Genomic DNA, 21,000 nt, shown 5'->3' on the forward strand with positions numbered 1-21,000 from the left:
TCTCAACCCTTGACGATATCGCGCATCGCCGCGCGGCTGCTGCGATCGACGTCGCGCAGCAGCTTATACACCTCGCGCTTCCTCGTGTGAAACGCCGCCATGTCAGGCGTCGTCGGCTCGCTCTTGCGCCCGAGCGCCGACATCTTCGCCATGGTCTCGCCGATCGAGGCATAGGCGCCACCGGCGACCGCGCCGAGCATCGCAGCACCCAGCAGCACCGGCTCCTTGGTCTGGGGCAGCGCGACGGTGAGGCCGGTGGTGTCAGCCATGATCTGCCGCACCAGCGGGCTGCGGCTGGCGCCGCCGCCCATGATCATGATGCCGGCATGCACGCCATGTGCGGCAAAGGCCTCGATCACCTCCGCGAGCCCATAGGCGAGTCCGCACAGACCCGCGATGAACAGCCGTTCCATCGAACCGACATCCGTGTCGAGATCGAGGCCCGCGATCACCGCGCGCGTATCGGGATCGGCGTAAGGCGAGCGATTGCCGATGAATTCGGGGAGCACATGGACGTCGCGGGCGAGCAGCGCTGCGCGGCTGGCATCGCCGGCACGCGCGATGATGCGGCTTTCGAGGAACTCGATGAGGTCGACGCCCTCGCTCTTCGCCGCCGCGCTCGCCTTCACGTGTCCCGGATGCGACTTGAGCAGATGGTCGATCGCCGCGCCGGCGGCCGACTGCCCTCCCTCGTTGAGCCAGAAGTCCGGCACCATGCCCGAATAATAAGGACCCCAGACGCCGGGCACGAAGCACGGGTCCTTCGTGGTCGCCATGATGCAGGCCGACGTCCCCATGATGTAGGCCAGGCGGTCGGTGACATCGCTCGTTCCGCCCGACCCGTCACGGCCGCCAATCGCGCCGATGCCGCCGGCATGGGCATCGATCAAGGAAGCACCGACCGGAATGCCTGCGGACAAGCCGAGATCGGCGGCGGCCGCGCGGGTGAGGCCAGTGCCGAGCCGTGTGCCGGGTGCGACGATCTCGGTACCGATGCGGGCGTAGTTCTCGCTGACGAAATCGGCCAGTCCAATGCGCTTGAAGAACGGGGCACTCCAGCCGCCGCCGTCATGCGCGAGGTAGTTCCATTTACAGGTCACGGTGCAGGTCGAGCGCTGCAGCGATCCTGTCGCGCGCCAGGTCAGATAGTCCGCCAGATCGAAGAAATGCCCGGCGGCGTCAAAGCTCGCACGCATGTGACGCTTGAGCCACAACAGTTTCGGCATCTCCATCTCGGGCGAGATCGAGCCGCCGACATAGCGCAGCACGGCGTCTTCGGTCTCGTTGATCAGCCGCGCTTCCGCGATCGCACGATGATCCATCCAGACGATGACGTTGCGCTGCGCCTCACCGGAGGCGCTGACCGTGACCGGCTCGCCCCTGATATCGAGCACCACCAGAGAGCAGGTTGCGTCGAAACCAATGCCGCCGACGCTGTCAGGCGCAATCGCTGCTTCCGCGATCGCCGCCCGCACCGATTTGACGCAGGCCTCCCAGATATCTTCCGACGACTGTTCGACGATGTCGCCGGCCTCGTGCCAGATCCGGATCGGATGCCTGGCGGTCGCAAGCAGCGTTCCCGCCTCGTCAAACACCCCTGCCCGCGTGCTCGTGGTCCCTACGTCGACGCCGATATACGCTCGCGGCATTGTCGCTCCCGGTCGCTTCCGTCAATCTTGACGCAAGCCTACCAGCAAGTGTAGCCGCCATCCACCAGCACGATGCTGCCGGTCATCAGGCTGGCAGCCTCGGATGCCAGGAACAGAACGACCGAGGCGATCTCCTCGACCTGCCCCATTCGGGCCATCGGGGTTCCACCGATCCAGGCATCATACATCTTGGCGTTGCTCTTCACGAATGCGTTGAGCGGCGTCTCGATATAGGTCGGCGCCACCGCATTGACGCGGATGCCCCGCGCGCCCCATTCGGCGGCCAACGACTTGGTCAGATGGTGCACGCCGGCCTTTGAGGCATTGTAGAAGCACTGCTCCTGCGGCTTGTTGACGATGAAGCCGGACATCGAGCCGACATTGACGATGGCGCCACTCTGGGCCTTGAGCATGTGCTTGCCAAACTCGCGGCAGCACCAGAAGGTGCCGTTGAGGTTGACGTCGATGACATTGAGCCAGTGCTCGTCGGTCACCGTCTCGGCCGGCGTCTCGCTGCGGGCAATGCCGGCATTGTTGACGAGGATGTCGACCTTGCCGTGGCGGGTGACGAGATCGTTGGCGACCTCCGCCACGCGCTTGGTGTCAGTGACGTCCATGATCGCGGTCTCGATCTCGAAACCCTTCGCTTTCAGGCTGGCCTTGGCATCGCTCGCGACCTTGCTGTCGCGGTCGCCGATGATCACCTTGGCTCCAGCCTCGGCCAGCGCTTCGGCGCAGGCCAGGCCAATGCCCTGTCCGCCGCCGGTGATGAACGCGGTCTTGCCGCTCAGCTTGAATTTTTCCAGGTACATGGTCGTCGTCCCGTTTCTTGTTAGTTCCTGATCGCATTGCCGCTGGTGTCGAAGCGGTGAATGCGCGCGGGGTCCGGCACCAGCGACACGCGGTCGCCGGCATGCAGGCTCAATTCGCCGATGTAGCGCGCCGTCAACATCCCGAGCGGTCCGGCGTCGACGTAGAGAAAAGTATCGCTGCCGAGATGCTCGGCGACCGAGATGGTGCCCTGCCAGCCGCCAGCGCCGTCACGCTCGATCTTGAGGTGCTCCGGCCGCACGCCGATCGTGGTCGCGCCTTGCTGCTGGGCGAGCTCGCCGGTGACGAAGTTCATCTTGGGCGAGCCGATGAAGCCGGCGACGAAAAGGTTGGCAGGCCGCTCGTAGAGCTCCAGCGGCGAGCCGTATTGCTCGATCTTGCCGGCGTTGAGTACGACGATCTTGTCGGCCATGGTCATGGCTTCGACCTGGTCGTGGGTGACGTAGATCGCGGTGGTGCCGAGCTGCTTCTGGAGCCGCGTCACCTCGATGCGCATCTGTACGCGCAATGCGGCGTCGAGATTGGACAGCGGCTCGTCGAACAGGAACCCCTTGGGCTCGCGAACGATGGCACGGCCGATCGCGACGCGCTGGCGCTGGCCGCCGGAGAGCTCACGCGGCTTGCGGTCGAGATAGGGCGTGAGGTTCAGCGTCGCAGCGGCGGCCTCGACCTTGCGGTTGATCTCGTCCTTGGGCAATCCCGCCATCTTCAGGCCGAAGCCGATATTGCCGCGCACACTCATGTGCGGATAGAGCGCGTAGGACTGGAATACCATCGACAGCCCGCGCTTGGCGGGCGGCGTGTCGACGACATTCTTGCCGTCGATCAGGATGGCGCCGCCTGTGACGTCCTCCAGGCCCGCTATCAGCCGGAGAAGCGTAGTCTTGCCGCAGCCGGATGGACCGACGAAGACAACGAAAGATCCGTCGGCGATATCGAGATCCGCCCCCTTGATGATGTGCACCGGGCCGAACGATTTCTGTACGCCCTGAAGAGTGATCTGACCCATGTTCCGGCAGCCCCTTTACTTCACCGCGCCGAAGGTGAGCCCGCGCACGAGCTGCTTCTGGCTGAACCAACCGAGGACGAGAATGGGCGCGATCGCCAGCGTGGATGCCGCTGACAGCTTTGCCCAGAACAGTCCTTCCGGACTGGAATAGGACGCGATGAACGTCGTGAGCGGCGCGGCATTCGAGGTCGATAGGTTCAACGTCCAGAACGCCTCGTTCCAAGCCAGGATCAGGTTGAGCAGCAAGGTCGATGCGAGCCCCGGGATCGCCATCGGCGTCAGCACATAGACGAGCTCGCGGCCGATCGTGGCACCGTCCATGCGCGCGGCTTCCAGGATGTCGCGCGGGATCTCCTTGAAATAGGTGAAGAGCATCCAGATGACGATCGGAAGATTTCCGAGGCAAAGGATGAAGACGAGGCCGATGCGGGAATCGAGCAATCCAAAGGACTTGTAGATCAGGTAGATCGGGACCAGCACGCCGACCGGCGGCATCATCTTGGTCGACAGCATCCAGAGCAGGATGTCCTTGGTGCGCTTGGTCGGCGAGAACGCCATCGACCAGGCAGCGGGGATCGCGATCAGGAGCGCAACCAGCGTCGAGCCGCCGGCGATGATGATCGAGTTCATGGCGTGGAGCAGATAGTCGCTGCGCTCCTGCACCGTCGCATAGTTTTCCGTGGTCCAGTGGAAGAACAGGAAGGATGGCGGGACGGCAAAGGCCTCGAGCTCCGTCTTGAAACTCGCCAGCACCATCCAGAGGATCGGGAAGAAGATGAGGAAACCGAAGAACCATGCCCCGATCGTCGAAATCGCCACCTGCTGTGTGGTTGACTTGCGCGCCATGATTTCAGGCTTCCAGGTTGCGGCCGACGATGCGGACGAGGAAGAAGGCGACGATATTGGCGATGACCACAGCCACGAGGCCGCCGGCGGATGCGCTGCCGACGTCGAACTGGATCAGCGCCTGCGAATAGATCAGGAAGGCGATGTTGGTGGTTTGCAGGCCCGGCCCACCGCCGGTGGTGACGAAGATCTCGGCGAACACGGTCAACAGGAAGATGGTCTCGATCAGGATCACCACGGTGATCGGGCGCGCCAGATGCGGCAATGTGATGTAGATGAAGGTCGAGATGGCGCTGGCACCATCCATCTCGGCTGCCTCCTTCTGCTCCTCGTCAAGCGATTGCAGCGCAGTGAGCAGGATCAGGGTCGCGAACGGCAGCCATTGCCAGGCCACGATCAGGATCACCGAGAACAGCGGGACGTCGTTGAACCAGTCGATCGGCGTCAGCCCTACCAGCTTGGCGAGCCAGGCGAACAGGCCGGACACCGGGTGCATCAGCAAATTCTTCCAGACCAGCGCGCTCACCGTCGGCATCACGAAGAACGGCGCGATCACCATCAACCGCACGAAGTTGCGGCCGATGACGGGCTGGTCGAGCAGCAGCGCCAGAGGAATGCCGAGCAGGATCGTCAGCGCCAGCACCGAGCCGACCAGCACCAGCGTGTTCTCGAGCGAGGCGAGGAAGGCGGGATCGGTGAGGAAGTAGCGAAAATTCTCCAGCCCGACGAAGGCTTCCGAACCGGGATCGAGCAGGCTGTAATGCAGCGTCGCGAAATAGATCGTCAGCGCGAGCGGAACGATCATCCAGATGAACAGCAGTCCGACGGCCGGGGTCAGGAGCGACCGCGCCAGGAATTGCGTCTGCCGGGTTGCCATCCTCAGGCTCTCCGCTTGGAGGAAGAAGGCGGCCATCCATCGCGCAAGGAGTGGATGGCCGCGAGTTTGAGCTCAGGGAGAGCTCGGGTTCATTTGACGTAGCCGGCGCGCTTCATCTCACGCTCGGTTGCGGATTGCGCGGCAGCAAGCGCCGCATCGACCGTCATCGATCCAGCCAGCGCGGCCGAGAACTGCTGCCCCACTTGCGTGCCGATACCCTGGAACTCGGGGATCGCGGCATATTGCACGCCGACATAAGGCACGGGCTTCACGGTTGGATGGTTCGGGTCCGCCGCGTCGATCGAGGCCAGCGTCATCTTGGCGAAGGGCGCCGCCTTCAGGTACTCAGGATTCTCGTAGAGCGAGGTGCGCGTGCCCGGCGGCACGTTGGCCCAGCCTTCCTTCGAGGCGACGAGCTTGGTGTAGTCCTTGCTGGTCGCCCAGGCGATGAACTTCTCGGCGGCTTCGGCCTTCTTCGAGCCGGCGGGGATGGCGAGGCTCCACGCCCACAGCCAGTTGGCATTCTTGCCGAGTCCGGCGTTGGGCGCGAGCGCAAAGCCGACCTTGTCGGCGACCTTGGAGTCCTTCGGATTGGTGACGAAGGACGCCGCCACCGTGGCGTCGATCCACATGCCGCATTTGCCGGCGTTGAACAGCGCCAGGTTCTCGTTGAAGCCGTTCGAGCTCGCGCCGGGAGGTCCAGCCTCCTTCATCAAATTGACGTAGGTCGTGAGCGTCGTCTTCCATTCCGGCGTGTTGAACTGCGGCTCCCACTTCTCGTCGAACCAGCGCGCGCCGTAGGAATTGGCCATGGCCGAGAGAAAGGCCATGTTCTCGCCCCAGCCGGCCTTGCCCCGCAGGCAGATGCCGTAGACGCCGGCGTTCTTGTCGGTCAGCTTCTTGGCGGCGTCGATGACGAAATCCCAGGTCGGCTTCTCCGGCATCTTCAGGCCGGCCTTCTCGAACAGGTCGGTGCGGTACATCACCATCGAGCTCTCGCCGTAGAACGGCGCGGCATAGAGCTTGCCGTCAACGGAGACCGCGTCCCTGATCTTCGGCAGGAGGTCGGCGACATCGTAATCGGCGCCGAGATTGGCAAGCGGCACCAGCCAACCCTTCTTCGCCCAGATCGGCACCTCGTAAGTGCCGATGGTCAGCACGTCGAACTGGCCGCCCTTGGTCGCGATATCGGTGGTGACGCGCTGGCGCAGGACGTTTTCCTCAAGGGTCACCCATTTCACGGAGATGTCGGGGTTTGCCTTGGTGAATTCGCCAGTCAGGCCCTGCATCCGGATCATGTCGCCGTTATTGACGGTGGCGATCGTCAGGGTGGTTTCAGCCATCGCGGGGACGGCAAGCAGTACGGATGCGCCGCAGACGGCGCCCAGAACGTGTTTCACGGTGTCCTCCCTCAACTCGCGCTTTGAGCATATGCCCACGCGTTGAGCGTATGTTCGGCCGAGGTGCGGCAGATGTCAAGCAGGCGCGCACGCATCCCGGCAACTTATGAGTGCTGCGGTGCGGGAGCGGACGCCTAGACTAGTCCGTGCGCGGATGATCATTATGCGAGCCGCACGCCCACGGCTCGCTCGACCTCTTGCGCAAGCGGGAGAGGGAGCCGAATCCCGTTGCCGCGCTAGCTCAGCGCTCCAGGATCGACCTGGCGGTGGTCTCGTCGGTGATCAGGCCGTTGATCAGCCGCCCGTTCAGCGCGGCCGCGATCGCCGGCACCTTGGCCGCACCGATTGCAGCGCCGATGGTCGTGGTCTTCGCCGGCACCTCCGGCGGAATGCTGGTGAGGCGCTTGTTGGTGCCGGCCTTGAGCAGGCGCCCCTTGGAATCATAGGCCCAGCCGGTGATCTCGCCGATGGCGCCCTGCCGCATCATCTCGAACAATTCGTCACGGGTGACGAAGCCGTCGACATGGACCTGCGCCTTCTGGTCCATCTGGCCGATGCCGACGAGGCGCAGATCCGCCTTGGCCGCGACCGCCTTCACCTTGGCGATCGGCTCGATACGTACCATCTTGTTGCGCTCGTCTTCGGACGACATCAGGAACGGTAGCGGCATCGGATAGTGCCGCGCGCCGGTCCGGTCGGCGAGACGGCCGACGGTGTCGTAGAAGCTCGCCGACCCGTCGGCCGAGATGTTGCCGACCAGCGAGACGATCTGATGGTTGGGCCGGTCGATCGGCGTGACGCGCTCGACCGCGGCGCGCACCGCCCGCCCCGTGCCAAGCGCGACGATCACAGGCGTCTCCGAACGGAGCTTCGCATCGAGCAGGTTGGCGCAGCGCTCGGCGATGCCGGCCGTCGCCTGTGGCGCAGCAGAGTCGGCCGGCACGACCTCGCAATGGCTCAGGTCGAAGCGCTCCTTCAACCGTGCGGCCAGTTCCATGCAGGCCGCGATCGGATGATCGAGTCGGAAGGTGATGAGCCGCTCGGCGAGGCACAGCGACACCAGCCGCTGCGCCGAGGCGCGCGATACCTGCAGCATCTTTGCGATCTCGTCCTGGGTATGGCCGGCGATGAAATAGAGCCAGCCGGCACGGGCGGCGTCATCGAGCCTGGATTTTTCGTTCTCCGCGGCCATACGGCCTCACGCCTCCCAGAAATCGCTCATTTGCGCGAAGACCCGATCGGCTCCGGCTGCGGATAATATAGCCCGGCCATCGCGGGCGCGATAATGGCCACCGCCGACAAATCCCCAGACCGTCATGCCCGCCGCCTTGGCGGCCTGCACGCCGCTGACACTGTCCTCGATCACCAGCGTGCGCGAAGGGCTGGCCTGCATCTTCCCGGCAGCGTGCAGAAAGAGATCCGGCGCCGGCTTGCCGTGCCTGACCATCTGCGCGGTATAGAGCCGATCGCCGAAATGCGGCGCGAGGCCGGTGACGTCAAGCGACAACGAGACGCGGTCGAGGTCGCTCGACGATGCAACACATCGCGGCGTCTCCAATTCGGACAGCACCGCGCCGACGCCGGGGATCGGCTGGAGCGCCCCCGCAAACGTCTCGAGCACACGCGCCTTCAGGCGCGGAAGAAAGTCATCAGGCAAGGCCTGCCCGAGATCGCCATAGTGCTGCTCGATCGCCTTGGTGCTGCGTCCGAGAAAAAGTTCGAGCGCCTGCTCCACACTGAGCCGAAAGCCGAATTCCGCCAAGACGTCGGACAGGCAGTGACAGCTGAGCAGTTCGCTGTCGACGAGCACGCCGTCGCAATCGAAGATGATCAGATCGGGTTTTGGCCGGCGCTGGTCCATCCCCGCATTCGATCATATACCCAGATGATGAGCAATAGTTCACAAGGGAGCAGAACGCGGGCCTTGGTAAGCCTCTCCGTTGGGTGGGCCGAGCAGAACAACTTGTCCGCCGTCGCTCGAAGGAGCGAGGGCAGAAGCGCGCCCACCACTTTTTTCAATCGGGGAAAGCGGTGGGCACGGCGCCGCGCGCCTGTGCCCTGCCCCGAGACCGCCTACCGCCGCTGGTTATACACGTCGATGCACACGGCGCCGAGCAGGACCAGGCCCTTGATGACCTGCTGGTAGTCGATGCCGATGCCGAGGATGGACATGCCGTTGTTCATCACACCCATGATCATGGCGCCGACCACGGCGCCGCCGACGCGCCCCACGCCGCCATAGGCCGAGGCACCGCCGATGAAGCAGGCGGCGATGACGTCGAGCTCGAAGCCGAGACCCGCTTTCGGCGTCGCGGTATTGAGGCGTGCGGCGAACACGAGCCCAGCAAGCGCGGCCAGCACGCCCATGTTGACGAAAGTGAAGAAGGTCAGCCGCTCGGTCTTGATACCCGACAAGCCAGCCGCCTTGGCGTTGCCGCCGACGGCATAGATATGCCGGCCGATCACGGTACGACGGGTGACGAAGCCATATAGGGCGATCAGGACGCTCATGATCACCAGCACGTTGGGCAGGCCACGATAGGTCGCGATCAGATAGGTGAAGTACAGCACGGCACAGGCGAGCACCACGCTCTTGCCGAGGAAGAACGCGTAGGGCTCGACCTCGATGCCGTGCGAGACCTCGCGCGTGCGGCTCTTGGCGCTGGCGTAGACCAGGGCCAGCGCCAGCAACGCGCCGATCAGCATCGATGTCGGATGCAGCGTGCCGGTCTCGGGCAGCAGTTCCGGAATGAAACCCGAGGACAGTTTCTGGAAGGTCGATGGGAACGGTCCGAGCGATTGGCCCTGCAACACCGCGAGCGCGAGACCTTTGAAAACGAGCATGCCGGCCAAGGTCACGATGAAGGACGGGATCTTGAAATAGGCCACCCAATAGCCCTGCGCGGCACCAATGGCCGCGCCGACGATGAGACAGGCGATGAAGGCGACGGTATAGTCGACCTTGTAGGTCACCATGAGGAGCGCGGCGACCGCGCCGACGAAGCCGGCGACCGATCCGACCGACAAGTCGATGTGCCCCGTGACGATCACCAGCAGCATGCCGAGCGCCATGATGACGATGTAGCTGTTCTGCAGCACAAGGTTGGTCAGGTTGAGCGGCTGCAGCAGCGTGCCACTGGTCATGACCTGGAAGAACAGCATGATCGCGACCAGCGACATCAGCATGCCGTAGTTGCGCAGATTGTTCTTGATGAAGCTTCCGTGCCGGCGCTCCTCAGGCAGCGAAACCGTCTTGTCGGTCATGGCTGCGACCCTCCCATCCCCGCGGCTTCGACCGCGCCGTTACCGTTGCTTCGTTCGTTGCGCATGATGGCACGCATGATCTTTTCCTGTGTCGCATCCGCGCCCCGGAACTCGCCGACGAAGGCGCCGTCGTTCATGACGCAGATGCGGTCGCAGATGCCGAGCAGCTCGGGCATCTCCGAAGAGATTACCACCACGCCGCGACCGGCCTCCGCAAGCTCGTTGATGATACAATAAATCTCGTATTTGGCACCGACGTCGATGCCCCGTGTCGGCTCGTCCAGGATCAGCACCTTGGGGTCGGTCATCAGCCATTTCGACAGGACGACCTTCTGCTGGTTCCCGCCGGAGAGCTGGCCGGTCTCCTGGTAGACGTCGGAACAGCGGATCCGCATGCGGTTGCGGTAGTCGCTGGCGACCTTCAGCTCGGCGATATCGTCGATCACCCTCCGCGGCGCGACCTGGTCGAGGCTTGCCAGGGTAATATTCTTGCGGACATCGTCGGCCAGAATCAGGCCGAGCTGCTTGCGGTCCTCGGTGACATAGGCAAGGCCGGCGTCGATCGCGGCGGCAACGCTCGGCAGCGCGATCTCATGGCCCTCAAGCACGATCCGGCCGCTGATATTGGTGCCCCAGGAGCGGCCAAACAAGCTCATGGCGAACTCGGTGCGGCCTGCCCCCATCAGCCCGGCGATGCCGACGACCTCGCCGCGCTTCACGCCGAAATTGACGTTCTTGATCACCTGCCGCTCGGGATGAATGGGGTGGTAGACCGACCAGTTCGACACCTCAAGCACAGGTCCGCCGATCTGAGGCTTGCGCTCGGGAAAGCGATGGGCGAGATCGCGGTTGACCATGCTGCGGATGATGCGGTCTTCCTGGATCGGCTCGGCGCGGCAGTCGATGCCGTCGACCGTGCGGCCGTCGCGCAGCACGGTAATGTGGTCGGCGACGCGGGCGACTTCGTTCAGCTTGTGGGAGATCAGGATCGAGCCGATCCCCTGCTCGCGAAACTTCATCAGGCGTTCGAGCAGCGCGGCGCTGTCGGCCTCGTTGAGGCTCGCGGTCGGCTCGTCCAGGATCAGCATCCGCACCCGCTTGGACAGCGCTTTCGCAATCTCGACCAGCTGCTGCTTGCCGACGCCGAGATCGGTGATCAGCGTATCCGGCGACTCCTTGAGGCCGACCTGCGCGAGCAGCTCGCGCGTGCGCCGGTAAACCTCGTCGCGATCGATCACGCCGAGCTTGGAGGGCGGATGCGAGAGGAAGATGTTTTCAGCGATCGACATCAGCGGGATCAGCGCCAGCTCCTGGTGGATGATGATGATGCCGAGCGCCTCGGAATCGTTGATGTCGCGGAAGCGGCGCTCCTCGCCCTCGAAGACGATGGTCCCCTCGTAGCTGCCTGCGGGGTAGACCCCGCTCAGCACCTTCATCAAGGTCGATTTGCCGGCACCGTTCTCGCCGACCAGGGCGTGGATCTGGCCAGCCTCGACCGAGAAGTTGACGTCGCGCAGCGCCTGCACACCGGCAAAGCTCTTGCTGACGTTGCGCATCTCCAGCATGGCGGTCATTGTTTTCGTCCCGTCTATTCAATTCACCTCTCCCCGGTTGCGGGGAGAGGTCGCGGCCGAAGGTACGGGTGAGGCGCAGGCCCCGCGAGAGCGGCTGTCACCCCCTTGGAGAGCCCCTCACCCTAACCCCTCCCCGCACGCGGGGAGAGGGAAGAAAGTCTTACTGGAACTGCGACTTCTTGTAGTAGCCGCTCTCGACCAGGACCTTCTCCCAATTGTCCTTGTACACCACGACCGGCTTCAGGAGATAGGACGGAACGGTCTTGGCGCCGTTCTCGTAGGTCTTGGTGTCGTTTACCGTGACCTGCTTGCCGGCGAGCGCGGCGTCGACCATGTCGGCGGTCACCTTGGCGAGATCGCGGGTGTCCTTGAAGATGGTCGAGTACTGATCGCCGCGCAGCATCGCCTTGATCGAGGGCACTTCGGCGTCCTGACCCGAGATGATCGGCATTGGCTGATCGGCGCTGCCGTAGCCGACGCCCTTCAGGGAGGAGATGATACCGATCGAGAGGCCGTCATAGGGCGACAGCACCGCGTTGACCTTCTTGTTGCCGTAGTAGGCGCTGAGCAGGTTGTCCATGCGGGCCTGGGCGGTGGCGCCGTCCCAACGCAAGGTCGCGACCTTGTCCATGCCCATCTGGCCGGAGACGACGACGAGCTTCTTGCTGTCGATCAGGGGCTGAAGCACCGACATCGCGCCGTTGTAGAAGAAAAAGGCGTTGTTGTCGTCGGGCGAGCCGCCGAACAGTTCGATGTTGAACGGACCTTCCTTGCCGTCCTTCAGGCCGAGCCCCTTCACGATCGATTCCGCCTGGAGCACGCCGACCTGGAAGTTGTCGAAGGTCGCATAGTAATCGACGTTCGGCGTACCGCGGATCAGGCGGTCATAGGCGATGACCGTGATGCCCTTGGCCTTGGCCTGCTTGAGCACGTCCGACAGCGTGGTGCCATCGATCGCGGCGATCACCAGCGCCTTGGCTCCCTTGGTCACCATGTTCTCGACCTGCGAGAGCTGGTTCGGAATGTCGTCTTCGGCGTATTGCAGGTCGGTGTTGTAGCCGCGCTCCTTCAGCACCTTCACCATGTTGTCGCCGTCTGCGATCCAGCGCGCGGATGATTTCGTCGGCATGGCGATGCCGACAGTTGCCTTGTCCTGCGCGGAGGCGGTGAGGCCCGAGGCCATGGTTGCGGCGCCGGCCAGCACCATCGCGAGAAACGTCGTCTTCAATTTCAACATGCTTCACTCCCTTTGGGTGTCAGACTGTTTGTTGGGTTTAGTCCAGTACGCAGGTAGAGGTCGGTTTCGGATCTCCTATGCAAGCTTGACGTCGGGCTCCGCGCGACCGTGCGCGGAGGCTTGTAGCACAAAAGTGGAGCCGGCCAGCGAATCGGCGGCGCGCGCCTCCGCATCCATATCCTGCCAGGCAGACGTGACGAGCAGGCGCGACAGATCCGGACCGACGAAAGCGGGACAGCTCGCCTGCCTGGCCGGCACACGCAGCGAGCGCAGGCGCTCGCCTTGCGGAGAATAGACGTCGACGCGGCCTGCGCCCCAGCAGGCGTTCCAGATCTGCCCGTCGGCATCGCACACCGAGCCGTCGAGCCCCCCGACGCCGGTGTGGCGCAGCAATACCTCCGGCTCGCCGCGCGGCAGCCCCGTGTCGGGATTGAGCGGCACGGCATAGAGCACGGCGCGGGCAGTGTCGGCGAAATAGCCGGTCGCGCCATCCGGCGAAAAGCAAATCGAGTTCGGAATGCTGATGCCCGGAAACAGCGTCGAGATCTTGCCGCGGTGGAGCGCGTAGATCGCCCCCGCCCCCCGCTCGGCCTTGCGCCCCATGGTGCCGATCCAGAACGTGCCGGATTGGTGCACGCGGCCATCATTGGAGCGCGTGGTGGGATCATCCGCTTCGAGCGGACAGAACAGTGTCATCGCGCCATCGGCCACGTTACGGACGTAACAACCATCCTCTGCAACGACCAGCTGCCGTGCCGCATCGATCCGCCCCAGCGCGCTCGCCATCCGGCCGAGGGCATGGATTCGGATCTCACCGCGGCCAAGATGCGCCTCGAACAGCTTCCCCTCGCGAATGTCGAACCACCAGGCCGTGTCGGTGGTCACGTCGTAGGTTGGCCCCTCGCCAAGATGGCAGGGATGATCCGAAAGAACGGATGTCGGCACCTCGTCCATCATGGCGACCTCACCGCAAAGCGATAAACGGTGTGATGGTGATAGACCTCGCCGGGATCGAGGCGAGGGCTCGGAAAGTCCGGCCGGTTCGGCGAGTTGGGCCATATATGCGGCTCCAGACACAACGCGTCCGATTGGCGGATCAGCTTGCCGCCCTTGCCCGAGATCGAGCCGTCGAGATAGTTGCCGGAATAGACTTGCAAGCCGGGCTGGTTGGTGAACAGCTCCATGATCCGCCCCGAGCGCGGGGCCTCCAGCCGGGCTGCGAGCGCGAGCTTGCCGTCGCGCGCGAGGCAATAAGTGTGGTCGTAGCCCTTGCCGTGGTGCAATTGCTGATCGCTCTCGCGGATGCGAGCGCCGACGGCGTGAGCGTGTCGGAAGTCAAACGGTGTGCCAGCCACCTCACGGGGCGGTTCCGGCAACGGAATGGCAGTGGGGTCAATGGCCAGGAAATGCTCGGCCGCGACCGTCAGTTTATGATCGAGCGCAGACGTGCCTGACGTGGCGCCTTCCAGATTGAAGAAGCTGTGGTTGGTCAGGTTCACGATGGTGGGCCGATCGGTCCTTGCCTCCATCGTCAGCGACAGCTCTGTCGGGCCGGTGACGCGATAGGTCAGGCGCACGTCGAGCTTGCCGGGATAATTCTCCTCGCCATGCGGGCTCGTATAGGTCAGCGTGACCGCAGGGTTAGCGCCGTCGTCGATCTCGGCAACGTCCCAGAGCTTGCGGTCGAAGCCGTCGAGGCCGCCATGCAGCGCATTCGGACCGTTATTGATTGCAAGCTGGAAGGTCTCGCCATCGAGCGAGAATTGCCCGTCGGCGATGCGGTTGGCATAGCGGCCGACGGTCGCGCCAAAGAACTTCCGCTCGGCGAGATAGCCGGCAAAGGCGTCATGACCGAGCACGACATCGTCGTAGCCGCCTTTGGCGTCCGGCGCGACCAGCGCCTGGATCACCGCGCCGTGGGTGATGATGCGGACCTCAAACCCGCCCTCCCCGCGCAGCACGATACGCTCGACATTGCGCCCGTCCGGCAGCGTTCCGAACACGTCCTTTGCAATTTTCGCACCAACCATTGCCTAGTCCACGAACGGTTCGACGATATTGCGCTTGCCGAGCAGGAAAGAGTCGGCGACGAGACGAAGCGGTGCCAGATCGACATCGCTCGCGCCTGATACCGCGAGCTTGATGAAGTGCCGGTAGAGTTCTCGATATTCCTCATCGGGCGCGTCGGCAACAACATTGCCGTCGACCGCCATGATCCTGCCACCGCGGGACAAGGTCATCCGGCCCTGGTCGGTTTCCGCGACGATATCCCAGCTCTGCGGCCCGGTCTGGCGGAAATCGAATTCAGCCGTGATCGGCAGGCCGCTGATGTCGGTCAGCGTCAGATTGGCGGCAATCGGCGACTGGCAATTGGCCGGAAAGGCTAGCTCGGCCGCGGTGACGAACACCGGCTTTGGCAGGATGCGGGTCAGGATCGAGAGCGCGTTGATGCCGGGGTCGAACACGCCGAGCCCGCCGGGCTCCCAAATCCAGGTCTGGCCGGGATGCCAGACGCGGACGTCTTCCTTCCAATTGATGTGCACCGAGTTGATCCGACGCGTAGCCAGCCATTCGCGGGCCGGCTCGACCGCCGGCGCATGGCGCGAATGCCAGGTCGCAAACAAAGTGCGCTTTGCATCCGCCGCCATTGCGGTCAACGGATCAAGTTCGGCCACGCCGATGCCGGGCGGCTTCTCCAGCATGACATGTTTGCCGGCCGCGAGCGCTGCAGCAGCCTGGGCGCGTCGCACCTGAGGCGGTGTGCAGAGCGACACCGCATCGATCTCCGGACCCTTTTCCAGCAGTTCCTCGATCGTCGCAAAATGCGGCAGGCCCGGTAGCGAGGCGTTGCGGCTGGCAACGGCGGCAAGCGTCGCGCCAGGTGTCGCAGCGATAGCGCCGACATGCTGGTCGCGGGCGATTTTACCGAATCCGACGATGGCGATACGAAGGGCTGTCACGAATTGTCTCCAGGTTCTGCAGGTGCCGCCGGAGCTGTTTCGGCCGCCATCCCCTTGTGCCGGCGCATGCCGTTGTGAATGACGAAGGCCATGGCCTCGGCCGCCCCGTCCGCATCCCCGGCTGCAATCGTATCGACGATCTTCTGGTGCCAGATCAAGGCGATCTCGCGGTCTTCCGAACCGGCCGGTGCACTGAGCATGAAAGCCGTACGTAACGCAGCCTCGATCACGTGACCGATCGAACGCATGAACGGATTGCCGGACGCTCGCGCGACCGCAAGATGCAGGGCGAGATCGGCTTCGGCAAAGCCGACTGATTCCGACGTCTCCTGCCGCATGCAATCCATGCTGCGCTGAAGCTCGGCGATGTCGTCTTCGGAACGACGCTTGGCCGCAAGCGCCGCGGCGCGCGGCTCGACCGCAAGACGTATCTCGGCGAGATCGTTGAGAAAGTGTCTGTCGATGCCGGCGTCGAGATGCCAGGCCAGCACGTCGGCGTCGAACATGTTCCAGGCCGCGCGCCCGCGCACGACCGTACCGACCCGCGCCTTGGTGGTTAAAAGCCCCTTGGCGACCAGCGTCTTCACGCTCTCGCGCAACACCGGCCGCGACACGCCGAACATTGCCGTCAGCTCGGCATCGCCCGGAAGCCGCACCCCTTCCGCATAGCGGCCGGCGATGATGTCGACGCCGATCGAGCGGGCCACCTCCGCATGGTTCGAATGGGCCCGCCGTGTCGGGATGACGACGATACGCGAGGTCATGGGGCGGCTCCCGCGCGGTTCGACACCGGCCGGCGCGCCAGCGCGACCAGCCCCTGCTGAAGTGCGATGAACGCGAACAGCAGGATGCCGGTCGCGATCTTCGTCCACCAACTCGACAGCGTGCCGTCAAAATTGATGTAGGTCTGGATCATGCCCTGGATCAGCACGCCGAGGAAGGTGCCGATCACCGAGCCCTGCCCACCCGTGAGCAGCGTGCCGCCGATGACCACGGCCGCGATGCTATCGAGCTCGACACCGACGGCGGAGAGCGAATAGCCAGCGCTGGTGTAGAAGGAAAACACGATGCCGGCGATGCCCGCCAGCAGGCTCGAGAGCATGTAGATCTTCACCGTCATTTTGCCAACCGCAACCCCCATCAGGCTTGCGGTGGCCCGGCCGCCGCCAAGCGCATAGACATTGGCGCCGAACCGGGTGAGACGCAGCAGCAGAATGCCGCCGATCACGATCACGAGCATGATGATCGCTATCGCCGTCAGCCGCCCACCACCGGGCATGTGCAGCGCAAAATCCGACACGGTCGAATAGACCGGCGCGGTGATCGGCACCGATTCTGTCGAAAGCAGAAAACTCGCGCCGCGCGCCAGAAACATCCCGGCCAGCGTCACAATGAACGGCGGCAGATCAAATACGTGGATGATGGCGCCCATCGCAGCGCCAAAGGCCGCCGAGAGCACGAGGATGGCGACAAACGCGACCAGCGGCGGCATGCCCCAGCGCTCGATCGCAAGCGCGACGAACACGGTGGTGAAGCCAATCACGGAGCCGACCGAGAGATCGATACCACCGGAGATGATGACGAAGGTCATACCGGTCGCGACGATGCCGAGAAAGGCGTTGTCGGTGAGAAGATTGCCGACGACGCGGGTCGAGGCGATGTTGGGAAACTGCAGGGCGCAGGCTGCGAAGCCGGCGACCAGCACGATGGCCGTGATCAGGACGGGCGGCAGGCCTTTCATGGTTTCGTCCCCCGCAGCCGCGCCATGATGCCGGAAAAGCCCGACAGCTTCGGCGATTGCAGCAGCAGCACCGCGAGCACCACCACGGCCTTGACCAGCAGGTTGAACTCCGGTGGATAGCCCGATAGCAGAATACCGGTGTTCATGGTTTGGATGATCAGCGCGCCCAACACTGCCAGGATCAGGCTGAAGCGCCCGCCGAACAGCGAGGTGCCGCCGATCACGACTGCCAGAATGGCGTCGAGCTCGAGCCACAGGCCGGCATTGTTGGCATCCGCGCCCATGATGTCGGCCGCGGCGATCACGCCGGCGAGCGCGGCACAGACGCTGCACCAGACATAGACCGCCAAGATCATCGCGCGCGTGCCGACACCGGCAAGCTCGCTTGCGCGGGCGTTGCCACCAGTCGCCTCGATCAGGAGACCGAGCGCGGAGCCACGTACGATGGCGCCGGTGAGGATCAACATTCCGACCGCAATCGTGATCGGAACCGGCACGCCGAGAATGGCACCGTTGCCGAGCCAGACCAGGTCCGGCGACGAGAAGGTCACAATCCGCCCTTCTGTGATGAGCTGGGCGATGCCGCGCCCCGCCACCATCAGGATCAGCGTCGCCACGATCGGCTGCATGCCAAGGACCGCGACAAGAAAACCGTTCCAGAGGCCGCAGAGGATGCCGATACCGAGCGCCGCGGCCAGCACCACCGGCAAGCCGTGGCTGTCGGCAAGGCTCGCAGCGACTGCACCGGAGATCGCCATCACCGCGCCGACGGAAAGATCGATGCCGCGCGTCGCAATCACCAGCACCATACCGAGCGAGAGCAACGCCACCGGCGTGCCTCGGTTAAGCACGTCGATCAGGCTACCGAACAGACGGCCGTCCTGGAGGCGCAGGTCGAAGAATTGCGGCGACACCAGGCGGTCGACCGCGAGGATGACGATCAAGGCCAGGATCTGGGCAAGGCCGCGGCGCGGCAACAGCGCTGTCATGCCCGCGCCTCTTGCATCGCGGCGCCATCGGCGGCGATCGCCGCAAGAATGTTGGTGACGTCGATTGCCTCGCCCGAGAGCTCCTCGACATGGGCGCGGTCGCGCAGCACGACCACGCGGTCGGAATAAGTCACGATTTCATCCAGCTCGGAGGAGATCACAAGCAGCGCCAGCCCGTCGTCGCAGAGTTCGCGGATCAGGCGGATGATCTCGGCATGCGCGCCGACATCGATACCGCGGGTGGGTTCGTCCAGCACGAGCAGCCGCGGCGAAGTCGCGAGCCAACGCGCCAGCAGAACCTTCTGTTGATTGCCGCCGGAGAGCAGGCCCACCGGACGCTCGGGATCGGGCGGACGGATGTCGAGCATCTTCACGTAGCGACGTGCAATCTCGTCCTGCTCGCGACGGGATAGTGGCCGATGCAGGCCGCGTTTGGCCTGAAGCGCGAGTACGATATTCTCGCGCACGGTGAGCTCGGCGACAATGCCGTCGGTCTTGCGTTCCTCCGGGCAATAGCCAAAGCCGTGGCGCACGCCGTCGCGCGGCGACTGAAGGCGCACGGGGACGCCCTCAACCCTCGCCTGCCCACCGTCAGCGCGCTCGGCACCGAACACCAACCGCGCCGTCTCGGTCCGACCCGATCCGAGGAGCCCGGCGAGGCCGACGACCTCACCATGGCGCAGCTCGAGATTGAAGGGGGCGACATAGCCGGCCTTGCCGTAATTGTCGAACCGCGCGCAGACCTCGCGCACCTTATGCTCGCCGGCGGCAGCCCGTGCGTTGGTAGTCTCGGCGAGCTCCCGGCCGAGCATCATCTGGATCAGCTCGAGCCGTGGCAGCGATGCGATCTCGCGCTCGCCGACCAGGCGGCCATTGCGCAAGACGGTAATGCGATCGGATATCTCGTAGACCTGATCGAGGAAATGGCTGACGAAGACGATGCCGATGCCGCGCTTGGCCAACTGTCGCATGATGCGGAAGAGGATCTCGACCTCGTGGCGGTCGAGGCTCGCCGTCGGCTCGTCCAAAATCAGCACGCGTGCGGAGAGATCGACCGCACGCGCGATCGCAGTGACGTGCTGTATGGCCACCGAATAATCGCCGAGCGATGCCGCGACGTCGATATCCAGGCCGAACTCGGTGAGCAGCGCTTTGGCGCGACGGCGCATCTCGCCTTCGCGCACGACGCCGAAGCGCATCGGCTGGCGGTCGAGAAACAGGTTCTGTGCCACCGAAAGGTTTGGAAGCAGATTGACTTCCTGGTAGACGGTGGCAATGCCGGCCTGCACCGCCGCCTTGGCCGAACGCGGCGCGACCTCTTCACCGCCCAGCCTGACAACACCGGCATCGCGCGGGAACACGCCGGTAACGACCTTGATCAGCGTGGATTTGCCCGCACCGTTCTCGCCGAGCAGTGCATGGATCTCGCCGGCGCGAACCGTGAAGTCGACCTCCTGCAACGCGCGCACCGCGCCAAAGCTCTTGCTGATCCCGCGCACCTCCAGGAGGGGCGGAGCAGGATCAAGGCTGTTCTCCATAACGACGTCACTCCCACCGGCGCCCGCTTATGCTGCGGACACCCAGCCTATTCGCTCGCGCAACGATTGCGAAGGGGGTTGCCGGACCACAGGGCGTGGTCCGGCAAGACGCCCGCCTCAGTAACCGAGGCCCTTCTTGCTGTCGTATTCCTTCTGCGGATTGTCGGTTGCGGTGAGCAGCCTGGATTCGGTCTGGATCCACTTCGGCGGAACGGTACCCTTCTCCTTGAACGCCGCAACGGCATCGAAGGCCGGACCCGCCATGTTCGGCGTCAGCTCGACCGTCGCATTGGCCTCGCCGGCCACCATCGCCTTGAAGATGTCAGGCACTGCATCGATCGACACCGTGAGGATGTCCTTGCCCGGCTTGAGACCGGCTTCCTTCATCGCCTGGATCGCGCCAACCATCATGTCGTCGTTGTGGGCGTAGACCGCGCAGATGTTCTTGCCGCCGCCTTCGGCCTTGATGAAGCTCTCCATGACTTCCTTGCCCTTGGCGCGGGTGAAGTCACCGGTCTGGCTGCGCACGATTTTCAGGTTGGCGTGCTTGGCGATGGCAGTGTCAAAGCCCTTCTTGCGGTTAGCCGCGACGCTCGCGCCGACCGTGCCCTGCAATTCGACGATGTTGCAGGCCTTGTCGCCGACGGTCTTGGCCAGCCAGTCGCCGGCGACCTCGCCTTCGTGCACGCTGTCCGAGGTGACGGCGGTGAGATAGAGGTCCTTGCCCGACGGGTCGATGTCCCGGTCGAGCAGCACGACCGGGATCTTGGCTTCCTTGGCTTCCTTCAGCACCGCATCCCAACCCGTCGCGACGACCGGCGCCAGGAAGATCGCATCGACGTTCTGCGCGATGAAGGAGCGGATCGCCTTGATCTGGTTCTCCTGCTTCTGCTGCGCGTCGGCGATCTTGAGGTTGACCTTGCGCTTGGTCGCCTCCTGCTTGGTGACCGACGTCTCCGCTGCGCGCCAGCCGGATTCCGATCCGATCTGAGAGAAGCCGACAGTCAGCTCGGCGGCATTGGCCGGCAGCGAGAGCAGCAACGCGGCCGTGGCGCTGGCCGCAAAAAGGGCTTTGAGGGTCATCA

General features: G+C 64.2%; 19 protein-coding genes. All 19 read right to left on the reverse strand.

All coding sequences use genetic code 11. The features are described 5' to 3' along the window. Positions 1-2: 2 nt before the first annotated feature. The 19 genes from BM222_RS02360 to ytfQ all read right to left on the reverse strand — a co-directional run bounded on the left by BM222_RS02360 (position 3) and on the right by ytfQ (position 20,998). On the reverse strand, positions 3-1,649 hold the full coding sequence (locus BM222_RS02360) for an FGGY-family carbohydrate kinase (protein ID WP_092226654.1): 1,647 nt from the start codon (positions 1,647-1,649) through the stop codon (positions 3-5). Between the two features lie 38 nt (positions 1,650-1,687). Further along, a complete protein-coding gene (locus BM222_RS02365; RefSeq protein WP_092226655.1) occupies positions 1,688-2,461 on the reverse strand; it encodes an SDR family NAD(P)-dependent oxidoreductase in 774 nt (257 codons plus the stop codon). 20 nt (positions 2,462-2,481) lie between these two features. Continuing rightward, positions 2,482-3,489: an ABC transporter ATP-binding protein gene (locus tag BM222_RS02370; protein ID WP_092226656.1), complete on the reverse strand. Its 1,008-nt coding sequence runs from the start codon at positions 3,487-3,489 to the stop codon at positions 2,482-2,484. Between the two features lie 15 nt (positions 3,490-3,504). Continuing rightward, entirely contained in the window at positions 3,505-4,335 is an 831-nt protein-coding gene (locus BM222_RS02375; protein WP_092226657.1) for a carbohydrate ABC transporter permease, read from the reverse strand. A 4-nt stretch (positions 4,336-4,339) separates the two neighbouring features. Next, on the reverse strand, positions 4,340-5,212 hold the full coding sequence (locus BM222_RS02380) for a carbohydrate ABC transporter permease (RefSeq protein ID WP_177242953.1): 873 nt from the start codon (positions 5,210-5,212) through the stop codon (positions 4,340-4,342). 89 nt (positions 5,213-5,301) lie between these two features. Further along, positions 5,302-6,612, reverse strand: a complete 1,311-nt coding sequence (locus BM222_RS02385) for an ABC transporter substrate-binding protein (RefSeq protein WP_092226826.1) — start codon at positions 6,610-6,612, stop codon at positions 5,302-5,304. A 241-nt stretch (positions 6,613-6,853) separates the two neighbouring features. Continuing rightward, positions 6,854-7,804 carry a sugar-binding transcriptional regulator gene (locus BM222_RS02390; RefSeq protein ID WP_092226659.1) on the reverse strand — a complete coding sequence of 317 codons (951 nt, stop codon included), beginning with the start codon at positions 7,802-7,804 and terminating at the stop codon, positions 6,854-6,856. Between the two features lie 6 nt (positions 7,805-7,810). Beyond that, positions 7,811-8,473 carry an HAD family hydrolase gene (locus tag BM222_RS02395; RefSeq protein WP_092226660.1) on the reverse strand — a complete coding sequence of 221 codons (663 nt, stop codon included), beginning with the start codon at positions 8,471-8,473 and terminating at the stop codon, positions 7,811-7,813. A gap of 212 nt (positions 8,474-8,685) precedes the next feature. Continuing rightward, a complete protein-coding gene (gene mmsB, locus BM222_RS02400; RefSeq protein ID WP_092226661.1) occupies positions 8,686-9,876 on the reverse strand; it encodes a multiple monosaccharide ABC transporter permease in 1,191 nt (396 codons plus the stop codon). Beyond that, positions 9,873-11,450: a multiple monosaccharide ABC transporter ATP-binding protein gene (mmsA, locus tag BM222_RS02405; protein ID WP_092226662.1), complete on the reverse strand. Its 1,578-nt coding sequence runs from the start codon at positions 11,448-11,450 to the stop codon at positions 9,873-9,875. The genes mmsB and mmsA overlap by 4 nt, the downstream gene beginning before the upstream one ends. 160 nt (positions 11,451-11,610) lie before the next feature. Continuing rightward, positions 11,611-12,687, reverse strand: a complete 1,077-nt coding sequence (gene chvE / locus BM222_RS02410; protein WP_092226663.1) for a multiple monosaccharide ABC transporter substrate-binding protein — start codon at positions 12,685-12,687, stop codon at positions 11,611-11,613. Between the two features lie 75 nt (positions 12,688-12,762). Then, a complete protein-coding gene (locus BM222_RS02415) occupies positions 12,763-13,641 on the reverse strand; it encodes an SMP-30/gluconolactonase/LRE family protein (protein WP_177242976.1) in 879 nt (292 codons plus the stop codon). Continuing rightward, a complete protein-coding gene (locus BM222_RS02420) occupies positions 13,641-14,717 on the reverse strand; it encodes an aldose epimerase family protein (RefSeq protein ID WP_092226665.1) in 1,077 nt (358 codons plus the stop codon). Before BM222_RS02420 ends, BM222_RS02415 begins: the two co-directional genes overlap by 1 nt. 3 nt (positions 14,718-14,720) lie before the next feature. Then, positions 14,721-15,647: a Gfo/Idh/MocA family protein gene (locus BM222_RS02425; RefSeq protein ID WP_092226666.1), complete on the reverse strand. Its 927-nt coding sequence runs from the start codon at positions 15,645-15,647 to the stop codon at positions 14,721-14,723. Beyond that, a complete protein-coding gene (locus BM222_RS02430) occupies positions 15,644-16,411 on the reverse strand; it encodes a FadR/GntR family transcriptional regulator (RefSeq protein WP_092226667.1) in 768 nt (255 codons plus the stop codon). The genes BM222_RS02425 and BM222_RS02430 overlap by 4 nt, the downstream gene beginning before the upstream one ends. Continuing rightward, positions 16,408-17,388 (reverse strand): galactofuranose ABC transporter, permease protein YjfF, encoded by a 981-nt coding sequence (gene yjfF, locus BM222_RS02435; protein WP_092226668.1) that lies wholly within the window; start codon positions 17,386-17,388, stop codon positions 16,408-16,410. Before yjfF ends, BM222_RS02430 begins: the two co-directional genes overlap by 4 nt. Continuing rightward, positions 17,385-18,377 carry an ABC transporter permease gene (locus tag BM222_RS02440; RefSeq protein ID WP_092226669.1) on the reverse strand — a complete coding sequence of 331 codons (993 nt, stop codon included), beginning with the start codon at positions 18,375-18,377 and terminating at the stop codon, positions 17,385-17,387. Before BM222_RS02440 ends, yjfF begins: the two co-directional genes overlap by 4 nt. After that, positions 18,374-19,915, reverse strand: coding sequence for a sugar ABC transporter ATP-binding protein (locus tag BM222_RS02445; protein WP_092226670.1), 1,542 nt, complete (start codon positions 19,913-19,915; stop codon positions 18,374-18,376). Before BM222_RS02445 ends, BM222_RS02440 begins: the two co-directional genes overlap by 4 nt. Positions 19,916-20,032: 117 nt before the next feature. Continuing rightward, complete coding sequence (gene ytfQ, locus BM222_RS02450) at positions 20,033-20,998, reverse strand: galactofuranose ABC transporter, galactofuranose-binding protein YtfQ (RefSeq protein WP_092226671.1); 966 nt, start codon at positions 20,996-20,998, stop codon at positions 20,033-20,035. Positions 20,999-21,000 lie beyond the last annotated feature (2 nt).

Origin of the sequence: Bradyrhizobium sp. Gha (assembly GCF_900113735.1) — a bacterium.
GTDB lineage: Bacteria > Pseudomonadota > Alphaproteobacteria > Rhizobiales > Xanthobacteraceae > Bradyrhizobium.